19 protein-coding genes are annotated in these 21,168 nt (G+C 71.7%); 6 read left to right on the top strand and 13 right to left on the bottom strand.

The genetic code is table 11. The annotated features are described in order from the left end of the window. The first annotated feature begins 330 nt into the window (after window positions 1-330). Window positions 331-993, top strand: a complete 663-nt coding sequence (locus K7862_RS25570) for a hypothetical protein (RefSeq protein WP_222966558.1) — start codon at window positions 331-333, stop codon at window positions 991-993. Between the two features lie 105 nt (window positions 994-1,098). Next, window positions 1,099-1,299: a hypothetical protein gene (locus K7862_RS25565; RefSeq protein WP_222966582.1), complete on the top strand. Its 201-nt coding sequence runs from the start codon at window positions 1,099-1,101 to the stop codon at window positions 1,297-1,299. 39 nt (window positions 1,300-1,338) lie between these two features. Here the strand turns inward: K7862_RS25565 and K7862_RS25560 are convergent, their stop codons facing one another. Continuing rightward, window positions 1,339-2,925 (bottom strand): FAD-binding oxidoreductase, encoded by a 1,587-nt coding sequence (locus K7862_RS25560; protein WP_308012178.1) that lies wholly within the window; start codon window positions 2,923-2,925, stop codon window positions 1,339-1,341. 576 nt (window positions 2,926-3,501) lie between these two features. Between K7862_RS25560 and K7862_RS25555 the strand changes: the two genes are divergently transcribed. Both K7862_RS25555 and K7862_RS25550 read left to right on the top strand, forming a co-directional pair. Beyond that, window positions 3,502-4,386, top strand: coding sequence for an SCO4651 family lipoprotein (locus K7862_RS25555; RefSeq protein ID WP_222966576.1), 885 nt, complete (start codon window positions 3,502-3,504; stop codon window positions 4,384-4,386). Between the two features lie 137 nt (window positions 4,387-4,523). Then, window positions 4,524-4,703 carry a hypothetical protein gene (locus K7862_RS25550; RefSeq protein ID WP_222966556.1) on the top strand — a complete coding sequence of 60 codons (180 nt, stop codon included), beginning with the start codon at window positions 4,524-4,526 and terminating at the stop codon, window positions 4,701-4,703. Window positions 4,704-4,782: 79 nt separating this feature from the next. Here K7862_RS25550 and K7862_RS25545 read toward each other — a convergent pair whose 3' ends face one another. Next, window positions 4,783-5,109 (bottom strand): metal-sensitive transcriptional regulator, encoded by a 327-nt coding sequence (locus tag K7862_RS25545; protein ID WP_222966554.1) that lies wholly within the window; start codon window positions 5,107-5,109, stop codon window positions 4,783-4,785. 201 nt (window positions 5,110-5,310) lie between these two features. Between K7862_RS25545 and K7862_RS25540 the strand changes: the two genes are divergently transcribed. Continuing rightward, entirely contained in the window at window positions 5,311-5,931 is a 621-nt protein-coding gene (locus tag K7862_RS25540) for a DUF47 domain-containing protein (RefSeq protein ID WP_222966551.1), read from the top strand. Between the two features lie 4 nt (window positions 5,932-5,935). Continuing rightward, entirely contained in the window at window positions 5,936-6,931 is a 996-nt protein-coding gene (locus K7862_RS25535; protein WP_222966549.1) for an inorganic phosphate transporter, read from the top strand. Between the two features lie 121 nt (window positions 6,932-7,052). Here the strand turns inward: K7862_RS25535 and pstB are convergent, their stop codons facing one another. The 11 genes from pstB to K7862_RS25480 form a co-directional block, all read right to left on the bottom strand. Continuing rightward, on the bottom strand, window positions 7,053-7,829 hold the full coding sequence (gene pstB / locus K7862_RS25530; RefSeq protein ID WP_222966547.1) for a phosphate ABC transporter ATP-binding protein PstB: 777 nt from the start codon (window positions 7,827-7,829) through the stop codon (window positions 7,053-7,055). A 73-nt stretch (window positions 7,830-7,902) separates the two neighbouring features. Next, window positions 7,903-8,979, bottom strand: a complete 1,077-nt coding sequence (gene pstA / locus K7862_RS25525) for a phosphate ABC transporter permease PstA (protein WP_222966545.1) — start codon at window positions 8,977-8,979, stop codon at window positions 7,903-7,905. Beyond that, on the bottom strand, window positions 8,976-9,956 hold the full coding sequence (pstC, locus tag K7862_RS25520; RefSeq protein WP_222966543.1) for a phosphate ABC transporter permease subunit PstC: 981 nt from the start codon (window positions 9,954-9,956) through the stop codon (window positions 8,976-8,978). Before pstC ends, pstA begins: the two co-directional genes overlap by 4 nt. Window positions 9,957-10,064: 108 nt before the next feature. Beyond that, the gene (gene pstS, locus K7862_RS25515) at window positions 10,065-11,219 is read right to left on the bottom strand and encodes a phosphate ABC transporter substrate-binding protein PstS (RefSeq protein ID WP_222966541.1); all 1,155 of its coding nucleotides are present in this window, start codon (window positions 11,217-11,219) and stop codon (window positions 10,065-10,067) included. A 370-nt stretch (window positions 11,220-11,589) separates the two neighbouring features. Beyond that, window positions 11,590-12,027: an NUDIX hydrolase gene (locus K7862_RS25510; RefSeq protein WP_222966539.1), complete on the bottom strand. Its 438-nt coding sequence runs from the start codon at window positions 12,025-12,027 to the stop codon at window positions 11,590-11,592. After that, complete coding sequence (locus tag K7862_RS25505) at window positions 12,024-13,364, bottom strand: CHAD domain-containing protein (RefSeq protein WP_443611933.1); 1,341 nt, start codon at window positions 13,362-13,364, stop codon at window positions 12,024-12,026. Before K7862_RS25505 ends, K7862_RS25510 begins: the two co-directional genes overlap by 4 nt. Before the next feature lie 229 nt (window positions 13,365-13,593). Then, entirely contained in the window at window positions 13,594-15,822 is a 2,229-nt protein-coding gene (locus tag K7862_RS25500; RefSeq protein ID WP_222966537.1) for an RNA degradosome polyphosphate kinase, read from the bottom strand. Window positions 15,823-16,801: 979 nt separating this feature from the next. Continuing rightward, window positions 16,802-17,710, bottom strand: a complete 909-nt coding sequence (gene mshD / locus K7862_RS25495) for a mycothiol synthase (protein WP_222966535.1) — start codon at window positions 17,708-17,710, stop codon at window positions 16,802-16,804. Further along, window positions 17,707-18,900, bottom strand: a complete 1,194-nt coding sequence (locus K7862_RS25490; protein WP_308012176.1) for an MFS transporter — start codon at window positions 18,898-18,900, stop codon at window positions 17,707-17,709. Before K7862_RS25490 ends, mshD begins: the two co-directional genes overlap by 4 nt. A gap of 94 nt (window positions 18,901-18,994) precedes the next feature. Beyond that, entirely contained in the window at window positions 18,995-20,416 is a 1,422-nt protein-coding gene (locus tag K7862_RS25485; RefSeq protein ID WP_222966533.1) for a sensor histidine kinase, read from the bottom strand. Then, a complete protein-coding gene (locus K7862_RS25480; RefSeq protein ID WP_222966570.1) occupies window positions 20,413-21,150 on the bottom strand; it encodes a response regulator transcription factor in 738 nt (245 codons plus the stop codon). The genes K7862_RS25485 and K7862_RS25480 overlap by 4 nt, the downstream gene beginning before the upstream one ends. Window positions 21,151-21,168 lie beyond the last annotated feature (18 nt).

Genomic DNA, 21,168 nt, shown 5'->3' with positions numbered 1-21,168 from the left:
TGTCGGATCGAACCCGAGATGGGGGAAGCTACGCGTCACGGCCGCCCCCCGGACTGCTGGACGGCGGTCCGGCGCACGCCGCGGAAACCTGCTGATGTCATGTCATCCCACCCCTGGCAACACTGCGATCGCATGAGTGATCGAGCCTATGCAGGGGGTCACGGCAGTCGCGAGTGGGGGTCCGTGAAGGGGTTGTGAAGCGTGCCGCGAACCGTACCGACGATCGGGGATGTGTCCACAACCGCACCGTGCGCCCCGGTAGTGTCAGTGAACCGCACTGACCTGTCGGGCGCCCTATCGGACGCCGGATCATGCACGGGGGATTTCCTGGTGACCCGCACTTCTCTGCCCATCGCTGTCGCTCTCGCCGTGTCGGCGGGCCTGCTGCTGACCGCCTGCGGCGGGAGCGGGTCCAACTCGGACAAGAGCACTTCGTCGGCGCCTGCGCCGACGTCCGCGGCCCCGACGACCACCGCCCCGCCCACCCAGGCCGCGGGCCCGGGCGCCCCGAAGTTCGACCTGCCGCCGGACATCACCATTGCCTTCAACGGGTTCGGCAGTACTGATCCCAAGGCGAAGGACGCCCTGCGCGACGCCAAGTACGCGGCGACTGCCATTCTTGAGGCGGAGTCCCAGATCCGGACGGCTGAAACCCCGAATGTGAAGCGCTACTTCGACGGCCTTCAAGGGGCGAAGCTCGCGGACAGCGTCATCAACTACGGCAAGTCCGGCAACGTGGCCACCGGGACCTATCGCTACTACCAGCCCACGGTGAAGGCCAACGGCGGGGCCGGAACGCTGACCGTCTCCTACTGTGAGGACCAGCGCAAGGCTTACGACAAGAACGCCAAGACCGGCAAGGTGCACGTGACGACACCGTCACTGCAGGACTTCCGTGCGTGGACTTTCGCGATGCACAAGGACTCCGCCGGCGATTGGCAGGTCTACGAGTACAAGTGGCTTCAGGGGGCCAAGCAGTGCCAGGTCGCATAGGACGCCGACTTGGCGGGGCGGCACGGTCGCAGCCTCGTCCCGTCGAGGAACGGCACTGACCTGTCGGCCGCACCCGACGCCTGATCACGCACGGGGGATTTCCTCATGATCCCCACTTCCCTGCCCGTCGCTGTTGCCCTCGCCGCGTCGGCGGGCCTGCTGCTGACCGCCTGCGGCGGGAGCGGGTCCAGCTCGGACAAGAGCACGACGTCCACGACCGCGCCCGCGACGACCGCAGCGGCGACCACGGCGGCGCCCACCCAGGCCGCGGGCCCGGGCGCCCCGACGTTCGACCAGGTGGCCTGAGGGCGTCGACCGCGGGCGGCCGCGCCGGAAAGTGATGGCTCAGAGCGCCTGCGGGAAGTCGAAGAGGCGGTCGGGGTCGAGCGTGGCCTTGAGGGACGTCAGCTTCGCGGCGTTGGCGCCGTAGTACGCGGTGCGCCAGTCCTTCAGGGTGGGGTCGGTGTAGTTGGCGTAGGCCCCGCCGGAGGCGTAGCGGCGCATCGCGTCATGGGCGCCGTCCAGCCAGCCGCCGCTGGACAGTTCGTCGGAGGCGATGTACTGCGCGAGGAAGCGCGACGAGCGGTGCGGGAACGCCGTGGCCGTCGGGGACTGCCGGTTGACGGCCCCGCCCAGCGCGGTCAGGTCGATGCTGCCCTTGCCGCCGGGCGCGGTCCGGGTGAGCCGCTCGACCTGGGCCAGCAGCGCCTGGATACCGGACGCCGGCAGGTTCGTGTCGTAGAAGTCCGACCGCGCGGTGTACGTCTCGCGGCCCAGCACCCCTCGCGGCGCTATGTGGCACTGCGCCGCGGACAGTCCCGAGCAGCCCGCGTAGTCGAACATCACGTCGACGTAGTCGTGCGGGTGCAGGGAGACCGAGGAGGCGTGCACGCCGGCCGCCGCGGACAGCGCGTCGGCGGCCTGGGCGAGGTCGCTCCGCGACCCGGTGGACAGCATGGGGACGGAGACGGACGGCGAGCCGCCGGCGTCGCAGTCCAGGTGCAGGGAGGACCAGATGTGGTCGGCCTGGTCGGGGCCCCAGCTCTGCCAGCCGCGGATCACGTCGGCCGCCTGCGACCACGACCACGTCAGGTACCCGGTGACGACGGACACCGGCACGGGGTGGGTGGTGAACCGCAGGGACGTGACGACCCCGAAGTTGCCGTTGCCCGCGCCCCGCAGCGCCCAGAACAGTTCGGGCTCGGTGTCGGCGTCCACCTCGCGGGTCCGGCCGTCGGCGGTGACGATGGTGGCGCCGACGAGGTTGTCGCACGTCAGCCCCATGGACCGGCTGAGCACGCCGTGGCCGCCGCCGAGGGTCAGGCCGGAGATGGCGACGGACGGGCAGGAGCCGCCGGGGATCGTGCGGCCCTGCCGGCCGAGCGTGTTGTAGACGTCTATCAGCTTGGCGCCCGCGCCGATGGTGGCGGTGGTGCCGTCCAGCCGGACGGAGTTGAGCCGGGAGACGTCGATGACCAGCCGCTTGTCGCCGCTGGACCAGCCCGCGTAGGAGTGGCCGCCGCTGCGGATGACCGGGACGGTCCGGGTGCGGCGGGCGAAGTCCAGGCAGGTGCGGATGTCGGCGGCGCCGCTGACGTAGGCGATGGCCGCCGGGCGCAGGTGGTCGAAGCGGGTGTTGTAGAGGCGGTGGTCGAGCGCGTAGGCGGCGTCCTGGGGGACGACGAGGTCGCCGTCCAGCGAGGAGGAGAGCGCGTGCCAGTCGGCCTTCTCGGGCGGCGCGGTGGTGCGCGAGGGGGTCGGCGAGGACGGGGGCGGGGTCGTGGCCGTGCCCGAGGCGGATTTGGCGTCGCCGCCGCCCTTGCCGGTGCACGCGGTCAGCCAGGCCCCGGCGAGCACCACACCGCCCGCGCGCAGCGCCGAACGCCGCCGCGGCGCCGGATGCCCCTCCGGTGACGGGCGCTGATCCGCCACGGACGGCTGCCCTACCACCGAGGGCTGGCCCGCCACGGACGGCTGATCCACCACCGAGGGCCGCCCCGGCAGGGAGGGCCGCTCCAGCACAGAACGCTGCCCCGGCACGGAGCGCCGCTCCGCCGCGGGGCCGAGGGATCCACCCTGTTCAGCCGTCGTCGATTCCACTGCCTCATCCACCGCCGCATCCCCGCTTCTGATCAACAGGCGCATCGTCGGTAACCGGAGACGCCGAAGCAAGGGTTCCGGTTGCGGACTTCTTTCCGGCCGGTGCCGGTCCGGTCGAGGTCATCCGCCCGCGTGCTCCTGCGCGTCGCGCCTGGCCCGGTCCCGGGCCCGCCGCGCGGGCCCCTTCCAGCCGCAGGAGCAGTGCGCGGTCGCGAAGGATCCTCGTTCGACGACGGTGATGGCGTGTCCGCCGGCGGCCGCGTGGCCTACCGGAGCGGAGCGCACACCCAGCTTTCGCACCCGTCCAAGGTAACGGGCGTGACGGCTGCCGGAACACGGTCGTTAGCCGATTGGCAGCGGGCTCCCCGGCCCGGCGGAGCCGTACGGCGGTGCAGGGATGGACACATGATGGTGGCAGCGGCGACCTGGCGTCGGCAGGAGGTGACGAGGACCACAGTGGTCCTCGCGGCGGTGGCGGCGACGGCGGTCCTGGCGGGCGGCTGCGCGGGCAGCGGTGTCGCGGCCGAACGCGGCCCGGGGGACGCCAAGGTCCAGCAGGTTCCGGCCGCCACGGTGACCGGTGCCGCGGACGCCCTGACGCGGGCGGGCAGCGCCCAGGTGACCACCTCGATGCGGATGGCCAGCGGCGGCACCTGGCTGACCATCACCGGCACCGGCGGCTTCGACTTCGCCCGGCGGCGGGGCGAGCTCACGCTGGTGCTGCCCAAGGACGCGGCCGGCGCGGAGGAGCACCGGCCGATCACCGAACTGCTCACACCCGGCTCGCTCTACATGAAGGACCGCGGCGAGGGCGTCCCGCCGGGCAAGTGGGTGCGGGTGGACACCACGCGGCTCGCCGACGGCAACCTGGTGACCGGCGGCGCGACCGAGCCGCTGGCGGCGGCGGAGCTGCTGCGCGGCGCGCGGGACGTGACGTACGTCGGCGAGGAGGTGCTGAACGGCACGGCGGTGCGGCACTACCGCGGCACCACGGACATCGCCCGCGCCGCCGGGGCCGCGGAGCCCGCGGTGCGGGGTCCGCTGGCGGCCGCGGCGAAGGGCTTCACGGTGACGAGCGTGCCCTTCGACGCGTGGCTGGACGCGCAGGGGCGGCTGCGTCAGGTGAGCCAGCAGTTCACGTTCGGTGGCGGGCGCGGTGCGCGGGGCGCGGGGCGGAATGTGACAGTGGTCTCAACCACCCGGTACGACCGGTTCGGGACACGGGTGTCGGTGATCATGCCCCGACCTGCGAACATCTGGACGGGCAAGATCGTTTCTGCTCACCCTGGATGAGGACGGGCCGAATCGGGCCCGTGGGAAATGGTCCTTCCGTGCCATGCGCGGGCCGCGTCCGCTCCTTACGCTGGAACCGCTCCAGCCGCTTGCCCGCGGCCGCCGCGGCGCACAGGACGGGACGAGGAGGTGCGTGCATGGTGCCGGCGCTTCTTGCTTCGGTGCACGACGACGACCAGGTCGCTCTCGCCGAGATCGAGCTGTGCGGTGAGCTGATGATCGCCGCGTCCGCCAGCGCCGAGGACCGGCTCAGCCCGGCCCGCATCGACGAGGTGCTGGACGTCTCCCGAACGCCGGTGGCCCCCGCCGTCAACTGATCCGGCCGCCCCCAGTCACCCCCGGCCGCCACCGGAGCCGTCGGCCGGATCCCCCCGCCGCCGGCCGCTACCGCGGGCGTCAGGTCCGCAGCAGCCGCGCTATCGCCGCCGTCGCCTCGGCGACCTTCTCGTCGATCTCGGGTCCGCCGCCGACCGCCGCCGCGGCCACGCAGTGCCGCAGGTGCTCCTCCAGCAACTGCAGGGCGAAGGACTGCAGCCCCTTGGTGCTGGCCGAGACCTGGGTGAGGATGTCGATGCAGTAGACGTCCTCCTCGACCATCCGCTGCAGGCCACGGATCTGGCCCTCGATCCGGCGGAGGCGCTTCAGGTGGGACTCTTTGTCGTGACTGTAGCCATGCGGCCCGGCCGGCTTCACAATCTCCCCCGCGACGCTTTCCGTGGTCATCCCGCCTGCCCGCCCTTCCTGTCCCGTTATACCCCCGATGGGTATACCTTACCGAATCGCTATGATGTGCGAGGCATCCCCCGTCCGGGGGACTTCGTGCCGTGGGCGACACTGGATGACGCCGGTTAGCCGTGGCCGGATGATGCGCCTAGCATCAACGAGACCGAATCCCTGCACACCGCATGCACCCCGAGGACTAACGTGCGCTTTCGTCTGACCCCCAGGGAGACGAGCTTCTACGACATGTTCGCCGCGTCCGCGGACAACATCGTCACCGGTTCGAAGCTCCTCATGGAACTCCTCGGGGCCGATTCGGCCACCAGGACCGAGATCGCCGAGCGGATGCGTGCGGCGGAGCACGCGGGGGACGACGCGACCCACGCGATCTTCCACCAGCTCAACTCCTCCTTCATCACGCCGTTCGACCGCGAGGACATCTACACCCTCGCCGGCTCGCTCGACGACATCATGGACTACATGGAGGAGGCCGTTGACCTGGTCGTCCTCTACAACGTCGAAGAGCTGCCGAAGGGCGTCGAGCAGCAGATCGAGGTGCTGGCGCGGGCGGCCGAGCTGACCGCCGAGGCCATGCCCAACCTGCGCACGATGAACAACCTGACCGAGTACTGGATCGAGGTCAACCGTCTGGAGAACCAGGCCGACCAGATCCACCGCAAGCTGCTCGCCCAGCTGTTCAACGGGAAGTACGACGCGATCGAGGTGCTCAAGCTCAAGCAGATCGTCGACGTGCTGGAAGAGGCCGCCGACGCGTTCGAGCACGTGGCGAACACCGTGGAGACCATCGCGGTCAAGGAGTCCTGACTTCGTGGACACCTTTGCGCTGGTCGTGACCATCGCGGTCGCGCTCTTCTTCACCTATACCAACGGCTTCCACGACTCCGCCAACGCCATCGCCACCTCGGTGTCCACCCGGGCGCTCACGCCCAAGGCGGCCCTGGCGATGGCGGCGGTGATGAACCTGCTGGGCGCGTTCCTCGGCCAGGGCGTCGCCGAGACCGTCAGCAAGGGCCTGATCGCCACCCCGACCGGGCAGCACGGCATGGCGGTGCTGTTCGCCGCGCTCGCCGGCGCGGTCGTGTGGAACCTCACCACCTGGTACTTCGGCCTGCCCTCCAGCTCCTCGCACGCGCTGTTCGGCGGCCTGGTGGGCGCGGCCCTGGCGGGCGGCACGGCCGTGCACTGGAACGGCGTGGTCGACAAGGTGGTCGTGCCGATGTTCCTGTCGCCGGTCGTCGGTCTCCTGGTCGGCTATCTGATCATGATGGCCATCCTGTGGTTCTTCCGCCGCTCCAACCCGCACAAGGCCAAGCGCGGCTTCCGTATCGCGCAGACCATCTCGGCGGCCGGTATGGCGCTGGGCCACGGCCTGCAGGACGCGCAGAAGACCATGGGCGTGGTGGTGCTCGCGCTGGTGATCAACGACCCGAGCCGGGGCTTCGGCATTCCGGTCTGGGTCAAGCTCGTGTGCGCGCTGATGATGTCGCTCGGCACCTACGCGGGCGGCTGGCGGATCATGCGGACGCTGGGCCGGCGGATCATCGAGCTCGACCCGCCGCAGGGCTTCGCGGCCGAGACGACCTCGGCCGGCATCCTCTACACCACCGCGTACCTGTTCAAGGTCCCGGTCTCCACCACCCATGTGATCACCTCGGCGATCATGGGCGTCGGCGCGACGAAGCGGGTCAAGGCCGTCCGCTGGGGCGTGGCGAAGAACATCGTCGGCGGCTGGTTCATCACCATGCCGGCCGCGGGTGTCGTCGCCGCGATCCTGTTCTGGCTGATCCAGGCGATCTTCGCCTGACGGCCGACGCGCCGCCGCACCGTCGCTCCCGGAAACGGATCAGGCCCCGTCCCCCTGCGAAGGGGAACGGGGCCTGCGCCCTGCGGTGGCACCGCCATGCAGCACCGCACGGCGGCTCTGATCATCCGAAGCGGCCCGAGATGTAGTCCTCGGTGGCCTGCACGGACGGGTTGGAGAAGATGCGCTCGGTGTCGTCGATCTCGATCAGCTTGCCGGGCTGTCCGACGCCCGCCAGGTTGAAGAACGCGGTGCGGTCCGAGACGCGGGCGGCCTGCTGCATGTTGTGCGTGACGATGACGATGGTGAACCGGGTCTTCAGCTCGCCGATCAGGTCCTCGATGGCGAGGGTGGATATCGGGTCGAGCGCGGAGCACGGCTCGTCCATCAGCAGCACCTGCGGCTCGACCGCGATGGCGCGGGCGATGCACAGCCGCTGCTGCTGGCCGCCGGAGAGACCGGAGCCGGGCTTGTTGAGGCGGTCCTTGACCTCGTTCCAGAGGTTGGCGCCCTTGAGCGACTTCTCGACGATGGAGTCGAGTTCGCCCTTCTTGCGGACGCCGTTGAGGCGCAGACCGGCCGCCACGTTGTCGTAGATCGACATGGTGGGGAACGGGTTGGGGCGCTGGAAGACCATGCCGACGGTGCGGCGCACGGTCACCGGGTCGACGCTGGAGCCGTAGAGGTTCTCGTCGTCCAGCATCACCTTCCCCTCGACGCGGCCACCGGGGGTGACCTCGTGCATGCGGTTCAGGGTGCGCAGGAACGTGGACTTGCCGCAGCCGGACGGGCCGATGAAGGCGGTCACGGAGCGGGGCTCGACGGTCATGGAGATGTCGTCGATGGCCCGGTGGGTGCCGTAGAAGGCGGAGAGGCCGCTGACGTCGATTCGCTTGGCCATGGGGATCACTTCTTTTCTGCGAGGTCTGCTGATGGCCGCGTCCGGCGGCCTGGCACGCGGCGGAGCCGCACGATCAACGCTTCGGGGCCTTCCAGCGGGCGATGCCGCGGGCCACGAGGTTGAGGATCATCACGAACGCGATGAGCACCAGAGCGGCGCCCCATGCGCGGGCGTACGACGGGTCGTTGCCGTTTCCGTACTGCTGGTAGATGTAGTACGGGAGCGAGGACTGCGGCCCGCTGAACGGGTTCGTGTTGATCATGTTGCTGCCGAACACCAGCAGGGCGATCGGTGCGCTCTCACCCGCGATACGGGCGATGGCCAGCATGACGCCGGTGGTGATGCCGCCGAGGGCGGTCGGGATGACGACCTTGGTGATGGTGCGCCACTTCGGCACGCCCAGGGCCAGCGAGGCCTCGCGCAGCTCGTTCGGCACGAGCTTGAGCATCTCCTCGGTGGAGCGCACCACGACCGGCAGCATCAGGATGGCCAGCGCGAGCGAGCCCGCGAAGCCGGAGGCCGGGGCCTTGCCGAGGGCCACGAACCAGAGCGACAGGATGAACAGACCGGCGACGATCGACGGGACACCGGTCATGACGTCGACGAAGAACGTCACCCACTTCGCCAGCGTGCCCCGGCCGTACTCCACCAGGTACACGGCGGTGAGGATGCCGATCGGGGCGGCGATGACGGTGGCGATGGCGACCTGCTCCAGCGTGCCGATGATGGCGTGGTAGACGCCGCCCCCGGGCTCGATGGTCAGGACGTTGTTCATGGAGTGGGTCAGGAAGGTGCCGTCCAGCACCTTCACGCCCTTGCTGATGGTGGTCTGCACCAGCGAGTACAGCGGGATCACGGCCAGGATGAAGCTCGCCCATATCAGGCTGGTGGCCACCCGGTCCTTGGCCTGGCGGCGGCCCTCGACCTGCGCGGTGATGGCGTAGGAGCCGCCCACGAAGAGGATCAGGGCGATCAGGCCCCACTGCAGGTGGCTCTTGAGGCCGAAGCCGGCGCCGATGGCCACACCCACGACGATGGCGCCGACGGCGATGGCCAGCGGGCTCCAGCGGGGGAGCCGGCGGCTGGCCAGCCGCGTGGCGGCGGGCGCGCCGGCCGCGGCGGGCTTGGCGTCCGAGATGCTGTGGCTCATGCGTTGGCCCCCGAGTACTCCTTGCGCCGGGCGATGATGAGCCGGGCCGCGCCGTTGACGAGCAGGGTGATGACGAACAGGACGAGGCCGGAGGCGATCAGCGCGTCGCGGCCGAACTCGTCGGCCTCACCGAACTTGGCGACGATGTTCTGCGAGAACGTGCCGCCGACCGGGTCCAGGATGTGCGCGGACAGCACCGGGGAGGCGGACAGCACGGTGGCGACCGCCATGGTCTCGCCGAGCGCGCGGCCCAGGCCGAGCATGGAGGCGCTGATGACGCCGGAGCGGGCGAACGGCAGCACCGACAGCCGGATGACCTCCCAGCGGGTGGCGCCGAGCGCCAGCGCCGCCTCCTGGTGCATCTTCGGCACCTGGTTGATCACTTCGCGGCTGACGTTGGTGATGATCGGCAGGATCATGATCGCCAGCAGGATGCCCACGGTCAGCAGCGAACGGGCCGCCGAGTTGGGGTCCGACTTGTGGAAGATGACGGTCCAGCTGAGGTAGTCGTCCAGCCAGAGGTTGAGGCCCTTGAGGTGCGGGACCAGGAACAGCGCGCCCCACAGGCCGTAGACGATGCTGGGCACCGCGGCGAGCAGGTCGATGACGTACGCGATGATCCCGCCGAGGCGGCGCGGCGCGTAGTGCGTGATGAACAAGGCGATGCCCAGCGAGATCGGGACCGCGATGAGCATGGCGATGATCGAGCTGACGACGGTGCCGTAGGCGAGAACCGCGATGCCGAAGACCGGCGGGTTCAGGCTCGGGGTCCACTCGAACGTGGTCAGGAAGTTGCCGTGGTCCTTGGAGATGGCGCTGACCGCACGGACCGTCAGGAAGACGGCGATCGCGGCCATCACGACCAGCAGCAGGATGCCGGCGCCGCGGGAGAGACCGGAGAAGATGCGGTCACCCGGGCGGGTCACGGTGGCGGCCTTGCGCGGTGGCGCGGTGGGGGGTGTTTCTACGGTGGTCATAGGGGTTCACTCCGGTCTGGATGGGGGAGTGGCGCTCCCCCGGCGGCGGTGCACCGGAAGTGCGGCGGGTCCCGGGGCCGTGGTGGCCGCGGGACCCGCCGCGCTGGATCAGGAAAGGGCGGAGATGGTGGAGCGGACCTTCGTGGCGATCTCGGTGGGCAGCGGGGCGTAGCCGGCCGCGGACAGCTGCTGCTGGCCCGCGTCGCTCGCGATGTAGTTCAGGAACGACTTGGTCAGCGGCAGGGTGCTGGCCTTGTTGCCCTTGTCGCAGGCGATCTCGTAGGTGACCAGGACGATCGGGTAGGCGTTGTCCGCCTTGGTGGTGTACGCGGCGCTCAGGTCCAGCGCCAGGTCCGAGCCGGTGCCGACGACCTTGGCCTGGGCGATGCCCGCCGACGCGTTCTGCGTGGTGGCCTCGACCGGCTGGGAGGCGCCGGTGGCGATCTTGACGGTCGGGATGCTCTGCGAGGTCGCGTAGGACAGCTCGAAGTAGCCGATGGCGCCCTCGGTCTGCTTGACCAGCGCGGAGACGCCGGAGGACTTCGCGGCGGCCTGGCCGCCCTTGGCGGCCCACGCCTTGGCGTGCGGGTAGGGCCAGTCGGCCTTGGCCGCGCCGCCCAGGTACTTGGTCAGGTTGTCCGTGGTGCCGGAGTCGTCCTGGCGGTGCACGGTCTGGATCTTGGTGCTCGGCAGGGTCGCGCTCGGGTTCAGCGCCTTGATCGCCTTGTCGTTCCAGGTGGTGATCTTGCCGTTGAAGATCTTGGCGATCGTCGAGGCGTCCAGGACCAGGTTGCTGACACCGGGCAGGTTGTAGCCGATGGCGATCGGGCCGCCGACCATCGGGATGTTGATGCCCGTGCCGGTGCTGCAGACCTTCTTGGAGGCCGCGGCCTCTTCCGGCTTCAGCGGGGAGTCGGAGCCGGCGAAGGCGTCCGTGCCCTGGTTGAAGTCGATGATGCCCTCACCGGAGGAGGACGTCTTGTAGTTGATCGTCGCGCCGTTGCAGGCCTGCTGGTAGTTGCGCACCCAGGCCTCGATCGCGTTCTGCTGGGCGCTGGAGCCCGAAGCGAGGATCTGGCCCTGGGCGCAGGAGATGCCGGCCGCGTTGGCGGAGCTGCCGCTCGCGCTCGGCTGGCTGCTGCCGCTCGGCGACGACGAGTTGTCGTTGTTGTCCGACCCGCAGGCGGTCAGGACGAGCGCACCGGTAATCGCGACCGCGCCGACGGTCAGGGCGCGCAGCCCGCTCTTACGCTGAAGCTTCACCTTCGTGTGTTCCTTCCGAAAGCCCGCCGGTGGACGGCGAAGCAGAGGGTTGTGGTTCTGCATCCACCCGGCGGCACATCGCTCACCGGTACGGCCGAAATTAGGCAGATCAGGTGAAGCCGCCGACGGGAGCGGGTGAACGCGAGGTGAACCTCGTCTATCAGCCTGGTGGCGACCCCCCGGGACGCTGTACGGAGTGTCGTCCAAGGGACACATGTGGTTTACGGAAAAGGTCCGATAACGACCGGATCACAAGGGAGTCACGGACATTTCGGACCTCGATCGCATGCGCAAGCACTCCGTGCGGCGGGTCCGGTCAAGACGGCGAGTCAACCGGGGAGCGCCTCACGGGCGGCCGCACACCCCGCGTTCACTCCGCGTCGGCCTCCAGGAACGCGTCCACCACCGGACGGTCCCGATCGTGGGTGAGCCGGTGCCGGGCCGTGACCGGCGGCAGCCACACCATCCGGTCCACCTCGCGGCTCGGCACGAAACCCCCTTCGCCCGCCCGCGCGGACCAGTAGCGCACCTCCTTCGGGCGCCCCTGCACCAGATACCGGGTCACCGGCAGCGTCGTGCCCAGTTCGCACTGCATGCCGGTCTCCTCGCGGGTCTCGCGCAGCGCGGCCGCCGCGAAATCCTCCCCGCGCTTCAACTTGCCTTTGGGCAGACTCCAGTCGTCGTAGCGCGGCCGGTGCACCAGCGCGATCTCGACCCTGCCGTCGTAGGGGGAGCGGCGCCAGAGCACGGTGCCGGCCGCGCGGACGGTCGTCCCGTCCGTGCCGCCGGCGCTGTCCCCGTGCGTCATGGAGTGCGCGCCCCCGGAGCGGCGCCGGCCCGCGCGGGCGCCGCGGCGGGCACCGGTTGCGCGGCCTGAGCGGAGGACGCCGGCTGCGCCGACGCCGCGGTCGCCGCCTGCGCGGGCGAACCGGACTGCCACAGGCGGGAGAACGCGAACCGTGCCGCCTCGACCTCGTGCCGCTGGTCGGCGTGCAGCACCCCCAGCGCGTACGCCGTCGCCGGCGCGATCCGCGGCGTGCGGGCCGCCGCGGCGACCGCCGACGCGGACTCCGCCGCCTCGTGGTGCTGCTGCAGCAGCCGCCCGGCGTCCGCGATCCTGGCCGGCTCCCCGGCCGGGCCCGCACCGGGCACCTCCGCCGCGTAACGGCTCAGGCGCAGCAGGATCCGCACCTGGTGCCAGGGCGCGTCCTGCAGGTCCGTGGTCAACTCGGTGCCCAGCGACGCCTGGACCGCCTCGGCGTTGTACGGCAGCGAGGCCCGGTTCAGCGGCAGCGCGCCCGCCGCGTCCGCGAGCCGCTGGTGGGCCTGCGCGGCCAGCGGTTCCAGCACGGCGCCGGCCGGTCCGGCGGCGGCCCGGGAGAGCGGCACGTCCGAGGCGAGCACCGCGACGGCGTCGGCCAGCGCGTGGAAGCGGGAGGAGCCCAGCGCCTGGAGGGCCGCGGAGTGCGCGCGCGTGCGGGCCAGGGTGAGCTGGCGCTCCAGCAGGGCGGCGGCGCGGGCCGCGCCCAGCGCGAGGGGGCCGCCGCCCGCGGCGGGCGCTCCGGCGGCCGGACCGCCGCCCGGGCCCGGTGGCACCTCGGACGTTCCCGCGGCCGACAGCCGCCGCAGCGCCTCCAGCAGCCGGTCCAGTCGCGTCGCGTACTGCGGCTCACGGCCCAACGTCGAGGACAGCCAGCCCAGTTCGGCGCGGAGCGGCTCGGCCCACGCCTCCTCGGTGAGCGGCGCATAGGTGTGCAGCACGCCGGCCATCCGCCGGGCGCTGCCGCGCAGCACGGTGTCCCAGGTGCCGTCGCCCTCGCCCCGCAGACTCAGCCCGCGCAGGAACGCCATGGCCTGGCCCTGCAGATAGCGCGTCAGCGCCTCCGCGGCGGTGCCGGGGTCGCGCTGCCCGGGCGCGGCGTGCGCGGCGGCCGCCGTCGGACCGGCTGAGGCGGGCGAACTCGCGGCGGCCGCGAGGTGCTCGGAAGCGGGACCGACCGCACCGGAACCCCGTGCCGTGGCCGCCGCGGAGGGGGACGCCGTCCGGGCGTCCGGTGCCGGAGGGGGTACCGCCGGGCTCGCGCCCGCCGCTGCCTTGCCGCTGGCCACTGTGCTGCTCCCCGTGTCCCCGTCGTCCGCGCGCAGGTGCGCGGTGTACGTACCCGGCGTACCGCCGGAACCGGAGGGCCCGCCGGCGGCGGCCGTTCCGGCGGCCGGGATCGCCCGGCCTGCTGTCATGGCGTCCGCGGTCCCCTGTGCGGGGGCGGGGCCGAGGCCGAGGCCCGCCGTTCCCGCGCGGCCCGGGGCCCCGCGGGCGCGGAACGGGCGGGCCGCGGAGCCGCCGGACAGCGGAGGGCGCTCCGCGCCCGGTGCGTCACGTCGCTGCTGATGGACCACGCCGGCGCCTCCGGGCGTCGATGAGCATCTCCTGGATGTTGCGCAGCGGACGGCCCTCGGAGTCGGTGCTGTGGCGCGTCCAGTCGCCGTCGGCCGCCAGGTGCCAGGACGACGTGCCGTCCGACATCCCCGTGTCCAGCAGGGCGTTCAGCGATGCGCGGTGGGCCGGGTCGGCGACCCGGACCAGTGCCTCGATGCGGCGGTCGAGGTTGCGGTGCATCATGTCGGCGCTGCCGAGCCAGACCTCCGGTTCGCCGCCGTTGCCGAACACGAACACCCGCGAGTGCTCGAGGAACCGGCCGAGCACACTGCGTACCCGGATGTTCTCCGACAGCCCCTCCACGCCCGGGCGCAGCGCGCAGATCCCGCGCACCCAGACGTCGACGGGCACGCCGGCCTGCGAGGCGCGGTACAGCGCGTCGACGACGACCTCGTCGACGATCGAGTTGACCTTCAGCTTCACGAAGGCCGGGCGGCCCGCCTTGTGGTGGGCGATCTCCGCCTTGATCCGGTTGATCAGCCCGTCGCGCAGGCTGCGCGGGGCCACCAGCAGGCGGTTGTAGGCCTCACGCCGCGAGTAGCCGGAGAGCCGGTTGAACAGGTGCGACAGGTCCGCGCCGACCTGCGGGTCCGCGGTCAGCAGGCCCAGGTCCTCGTAGAGGCGGGCGGTCTTCGGGTGGTAGTTGCCGGTGCCGACGTGGCTGTAGCGCCGCAGCGTGTCGCCCTCCTGCCGCACCACCAGCGACAGCTTGCAGTGCGTCTTGAGGCCGACCAGGCCGTAGACGACGTGGCAGCCGGCCTCCTCCAGCTTGCGGGCCCACTTGATGTTCGCCTGCTCGTCGAACCGCGCCTTGATCTCGACCAGCACCAGGACCTGCTTGCCTGCCTCGGCCGCGTCGATCAGGGCGTCGACGATCGGCGAGTCGCCGGACGTGCGGTACAGCGTCTGCTTGATCGCCAGTACCGCCGGGTCGAGGGCCGCCTGGTCCAGGAACGCCTGCACCGAGGTGGAGAACGAGTCGTACGGGTGGTGCAGCAGCACGTCCCGCTCGCGCAGCGCGGCGAAGATGTCCGGCGGCGAGGCCGACTCGACCTCGGCCAGGTCACGGTGGGTGCCCGCGATGAACTTGGGGTACTTCAGCTCCGGACGGTCCAGGTCCGCGATGGCGAACAGACCGGTCAGGTCGAGCGGCCCGGGCAGCGGGTAGACCTCGGTGTGCTTCATCTTCAGCTCGTGCACGAGCAGGTCGAGCACGCGCGGCGCGATGGACTCCTCGACCTCCAGCCGCACCGGCGGGCCGAAGCGGCGCCGCATGAGCTCCTTCTCCAGCGCCTGGAGCAGGTTCTCCGCGTCGTCCTCCTCGACCTCCAGGTCCTCGTTCCGCGTCACACGGAACATGTGGTGGTCGAGCACCTCCATGCCCGGGAACAGCTCGTCCAGGTGCGCGGCGATCACGTCCTCCAGCGGCACGTACCGCTGCGGGCCGGCCTCCAGGAAGCGGGACAGGATCGGCGGCACCTTCACCCGGGCGAAGTGCTCGTGCCCGGAGACCGGGTTGCGGACCACCACGGCGAGGTTCAGCGACAGGCCGGAGATGTACGGGAAGGGGTGCGCGGGGTCCACGGCCAGCGGCGTCAGCACGGGGAAGATCTGCTGCCGGAACAGCGTGGCCAGCCGCGCCTGCTCCTTGCCGGTCAGCTCCCCCCAGCGGATGACGTGGATGCCCTCCTCGGCGAGCTGCGGCGCCACGTCGTTCTGGAAGCAGGCCGCGTGCCGGGCCATGAGCTCGCGGGACCTGGTCAGGATCAGGTCGAGCACGTCGCGCGGCTGCAGGCCGGACGCCGAGCGGGTGGCCACGCCGGTCGCCATGCGGCGCTTCAGACCGGCCACGCGGACCATGAAGAACTCGTCCAGGTTGCTGGCGAATATGGCCAGGAACTTGGCGCGCTCCAGCAGCGGTGTGGTCGGGTCCTCGGCCAGTTCCAGGACACGCTCGTTGAACGCGAGCCAGCTCCGCTCCCGGTCCAGGAAGCGGTCGGCCGGCAACTCGTCGCCGAACTCCTCGCTGGCGGCGGCCAGGCTCGGCGGTTCGGGCTCCAGATCCGGCACGACACGTGGCCGGAACGCGCCGTCCGACAGCGCGTCGCTGTCGGCCCGCAGGGCCTGCGGCTGGGCGGGAACGCTGGTGTGGTTCGTCTGGGCCATCGGTGAGCCCTCCTCCGCTTCCGGCACGTGTCGCGTGCGGCCGGCGGCCTCCGGGTGGCGCCCAGCCGTCGCTCCATTGTCCCGTGTACCCGCTCGTTTCGGCAGGTCGGGCGAAGATGGGGAGGTCGGGCCTGCGGGCTGCATCCTGAGATGTTGGCAAGCGAGGTTGAATCGGCGGTAACGGGTGGGTGGCCGTCAGGCAAGCGGGGCGCTTCCAGCGCGGTTCCTGGTCTGTGCCCGCGGGGCACTCCGCTGTAGGCCCGAGGTCCCCCTCAGCCACCCCATTCCAGCCGCCCCACCGGGGCCGCAGCCCCTTCCAGCTTCCGGGCTGCCCCCGGGTGCGCGTTCCCGGCCCCCCGCTGGTGGGTGGCTTGTCGCGCAGTAGTTCCTCGCGCCCCTTCGGGGCTCGTCCTGTCCCTTGCGGTGCCATTGCCGTCTCACGGTGCGTCGTGGCTTGTCGCGTTGGGGGCACCTCCCGGACGAAGTCTGGGGGACCCCGCGCCCCTGTTTCACGTGCCGTTCGTTCGTCTGTCGGGGGCAGTCCGGAAGCGTCTCCTCGGACTGTGCATGGCGGGTTCTTCCACACCTTGACCCGGGCGGATGCACATTCCTGCGGGGAGCGCTTCCTCCCCACCCCCTGGCAGCAACGAGTGCCGCAGGAGGTGTTACCGGGGTACCGCCGTACTGCCCAGGCGGCTCCATGGGCTGCCAAGGGGGTGGGGAGGAAGCGCTCCCCGCAAGGACTTGTGCACACACCCGCCCAGCCCTTTCGGGAGAACGGTCACGCACAAGTCCGAGGAGACGCTTCCGGACTGCCCCAACGTGCGGGCAAACGGCACGTGATCAGGGGCGCGGGGAACTGCGCGAACAGCCACGACGGCGCAGCAGTCGGCAACGCACCCGCAAGGGGCAGGGCGGCCTCCGGCAGGGGCGGGGAGAACGGTGCGGGGTGGACGGGGAGCGGGACGCAGTCCCGGGGTCAGGATTCGGTGCGGTACATGAGGTCGGTCTCGTGGGTGGTGAAGCCCAGCCGTTCGTAGACGGCGACAGCCGGCGCGTTGTCGGCGTCGACGTACAGCATGGCCGTGGGCACGCCCCGCTCCGCCGCGAGGTGGCGCAGCCCGATCGCGGTGAGGGCGCGCCCCAGGCCGCTGCCCTGCTCGCTGGGAGCGATCCCCACGACGTACACCTCGCCGAGCCCCTCCTCGGCATGGACCTTGGTCCAGTGGAACCCGGCCAGCGCGGCCCCGCGGAAGGCGAGGAAGAACCCGGCGGGGTCGAACCACGCCTCGGCCTCCCGGTCCCGCAGGTCGTCCAGCGTCATGCCGCCCTGCTCGGGGTGGTGGGCGAAGGCCGCCGCGTTCACGGCCAGCCAGGCCGCCTCGTCCTGCCCGGGCACGAACGTCCGGACGGTGACGCCCTCCGGCAGTCGCGTCTCCGGAATGCCGCCACCCGCCGCGTCCAGCGGCCTCCGCATCTGCCGCAGCTCGCGGAACATCTTCAGGCCGAGCTGGACGGCCAGGTGCCGGGCCGCCGGGTGCCCGCCGTGCGCCCACACCCGCAGCCGCTTGCCGGTGGCCTCCAGCATCGCCTCGCCCAGGGCACGGCCGTGCCCCTGGGAGCGGTGCCCGGGGTGGACCAGGAACTCGCCGGCCGGGGCCTCGACGGCGTCGGTCCCGTCGATCTGCCCGTACCCGGTGAGCTCCGCCCCGCTCCACAGCAGCAGGTGCTGCACGCCGGGACGCGATCCGTGCCGTACCCGCAGCCTGCCCTGCTCGGACACCGCGGGCTGGCCGTCCTCCGCGGCGCCTGCGGCGATCAGCGCGAGCACCGCGTCGGCGGTCGCGGCGGGCAGTTCGGTCAGTACCTCGATGCGCCGGTCACTCATGCGGAGATCGTACGGCGCGCACCGGCGGCGGGCGCCGCCACCTGCGCCGGTACCGGGATGATCGCCGCGGACACGCAGGCCGTGACGGCGGCCAGCACGAAGCCCGGCCAGTACGCGGTGGCCGAGATGACGGCGCCCATCAGCGGCGGGACCACCGCCGCGGTGAGGTTCTGGCCCGTGTTGTGGACGCCGAGGGCCCGCCCGGACCAGGCCGGCCCGGCGAGCTCGGCGGTCGAGGTGAACGACAGGCCGTTGGTGCTGGACGTCAGCGCGATGGCCGCCACCAGCAGCACCGGCGTCAGCGGCGAGGGGAAGGCCGTGGCCAGCGCGGTGGCGCCCACCAGCGCCGCGGTGCCCACCGCGAGCTGCCGCATCGGCCGCAGCCGCTCCCCGACCCGGTCCGACCAGCGGCCCACCAGGATGCGCGAGAGCGCGCCCAGCCCCTGGGCCGCGGCGATCAGCTGCCCGGCGTGCACGGACGACCAGCCGCGGACGTCCACCAGCAGCACCAGGGCGAACGCGCCCGCGGTGAACTGCGGGATGACCAGCAGCGCCGCCGAACCGTGGATCCGCCACAGCGTGCGCGACCCGCGGTAGGGGTTCGGCGCGGGCTCCGCCGCCGCCTTGGCCGGCCGGGCCGGGTCCGCGGCGAAGAGGGCGATCAGGACCGCGATGACCCCGCAGACGACCGCCAGGAAGCCGATCGCGCCGCCGAGCCCGTGCGCGTCGGACAGCGGCGGCATGGCGAGTGCGGCCACGCCCATCCCCAGTGGCGTCGACGTCTGCCGGATGCCCATGGCCAGACCCCGCTCACGCGCGGTGAACCAGCCCATGACCAGCCGGCCGCTCGCCGAGTACACCGAGGCCCCGGCGGCGCCGGCCAGCACCAGCAGCAGCCCGAGCGGAACCATGCCGTGCACCGTCCAGGCCGCCACGGCCAGCGCCGCGGCCGCCGCGCCCAGGCCCAGCGCGATCACCACGCGCTCGCCCCAGCGGTCGGCCGCCGCGCCCCACAGGTAGAGCGCGAGCACCAGCCCGGCGGTCGGGCAGGCCACCAGCAGCCCGACCTGGGTGAGGCCGAGGTGTTCCTGGCGGCGCAGCGTGTCGGCCAGGTACGGGATTCCGTACACGAAGGCACACGCCGCGGTCTGCGCGGCGGTGCCCAGGGCCAGCATGATCCATCGGCGCACGGGGCGGCACCTCCTTGGTAGGTGGTACCGCCAACTATGTGCCCATGTCGCGGATTGAGACAGAGGGTTTCGTATCGTGAGACGTGATGGTGTGTCAGGACGCCGGGGGAGCGAGTTCGTCCGGCGGCGGTGTCGGGGCGCCGGGCAGCATCAGGACCGCGAGCGTGCCGCCGCCCGCCGCGGGCGCCAGCGTGACCTCGCCGCCCGACTGCTGCACGGTCCGCGCCACGATCGAGAGGCCGAGCCCGCTGCCGGGCAGGCTCCGCGCTGACGGCGAGCGCCAGAACCGCTCGAAGACGTGCGGCAGTTCCTCCGCCGGGATCCCCGGCCCGTGGTCCCGCACGGTCAACTGCCCACCGTGCAGCCGCACCTCGATCGTCCCGCCCGCCGGGCTGAACTTCACCGCGTTGTCCATGAGGTTGACGATGGCCCGTTCCAGCGCCGTCGCCTCGCCCCGGACGTACCAGGGCGACACGTCCGCCGCGATCTTCAGGTCCGGGCCGCGCAGCCGGGCCCGGCCCAGCGCCGTCTCGGTCACCTCGTGCAGCGGCACCACCTGCAGCACATGGGCCGCGTCCGGCCGCGACAGCTCCTGCAGGTCCCCGATCAGCGCGGCCAGCTCCGTCATCTGCGCCTTCACCGACGCCAGCAGCGCGCGGCGGTCCTCCGGCGGCAGCGCCCGCCCGGTCGCCTCACTCCGCTCCAGCAGCTCGATGTTGGTGCGGAGGGACGTCAGCGGGGTGCGCAGTTCGTGGCCGGCGTCCGCGATGAGCTGCGACTGCCGTTCGCGCGACGACGCCAGCGCGGCGGTCATCGCGTTGAACGACGCGCTGAGCCGGGCGATCTCGTCCTGGCCCTCGACCGGGATCCGCACGTTCAGGTCCTCGGTGCGGGCGATGTGCTCGACGGTGTCCGTCAGCCGGTCCACGGGTCTGAGCCCCGCCCGCGCGATGGCCGCGCCCGCGCTTGCCGCACCGACGACGCCGATGCCTGCGACGGCCAGCAGGAGCCAGGCGAGGCGGGTGAGCGGCGCTGTCACATCGCTGGTGGGCCGGGCAACCGAGAGCGCCGCTGTCTGGTTGCCCACGATGAACGGAGTCGACGTGGTCCGCACGCGGAGGCTCTGCCCGCCCTGCTTCACGGTGTGCGTCACCGTGATCGGCGGACTGTCGGGATTCCTTCTGGCGAGGGACTGATCCTGCGCGGTCGCGGGGAAGGTTCCGGCCCCGCTCATCCAGCAGGTCGTGCCGTCCGCGAGGACGATCTGCGCGGCGACGTTCGACGGGTTCACGTTCTGTCCCCGATCGGCGGGCGGGGACTGGAAGCAGCTGATCCGGCGAAGGGTGTGCAATTGCTGCACGGTGTCCGTCTGTGCCTGGGCGAGGGACTGGTCGAGCTGCGCGTTCAGCTGATTTCTGGTGATCAGCCAGCACGCCAGGGCCGCCGCGGCCACCGCCACCGCCACCGCCGCCGCGGTGAGTATGGCCAGGCGGGACCGCAGGGGGAGGCGGTTCACGAATGACCGCCGTCCGGGGCGCGCAGGACGTAGCCCACTCCCCGCACGGTGTGCACGAGGCGCGGCATCCCGCCGGCCTCCGTCTTGCGCCGCAGGTACATCACGTAGACGTCGAGGGAGTTGGACGAAGGCTCGAAGTCGAAGCCCCACACCGCCTTGAGGATCTGTTCGCGGGTGAGGACCTGGCGCGGGTGGGCGAGGAAGAGCTCGAGCAGGGTGTACTCGGTGCGGGTCAGCTCGACCGGGTGGCCGTCGCGGGTGACCTCGCGGGTGCTGGTGTCCATCCGCAGGTCGCCGAAGGTCATGACGTGCTCCTCGCCCGCGGGTCCGGAGGCCGCCGCGTAGGAGCTGCGCCGGAGCAGGGCCCGCAGACGGGCCAGCAGCTCGTCGAGCTCGAAGGGCTTGACGAGGTAGTCGTCGGCGCCCGCGTCCAGGCCCGTGACGCGGTCGCCGACGGTGTCGCGCGCGGTGAGCATGAGGATCGGTGTGGTCACGCCGGACGACCGCAGCCGGCGTGCGGTCGTCAGGCCGTCCATCCGCGGCATCAGCACGTCGAGCACGATCGCGTCGGGCCGGTAGGCGTCCGCCTGCTCGAGGGCGGCCATGCCGTCGGCGGCCAGGGCCGTGTCGTAGCCCTCGAAGGCGAGGCTGCGGCGCAGCGCCTCCCGTACGGCGGGCTCGTCGTCGACGATCAGGATGCGGGCGGGGGCCTCGCCGCTCTCGCCGGGGCTCATGGTCTGCGGTACCTCACT

This window comes from Actinacidiphila acidipaludis (genome assembly GCF_019890725.1).
Lineage (GTDB): Bacteria > Actinomycetota > Actinomycetes > Streptomycetales > Streptomycetaceae > Actinacidiphila > Actinacidiphila acidipaludis.
This window is presented reverse-complemented; position numbering and strand designations above follow the sequence as displayed.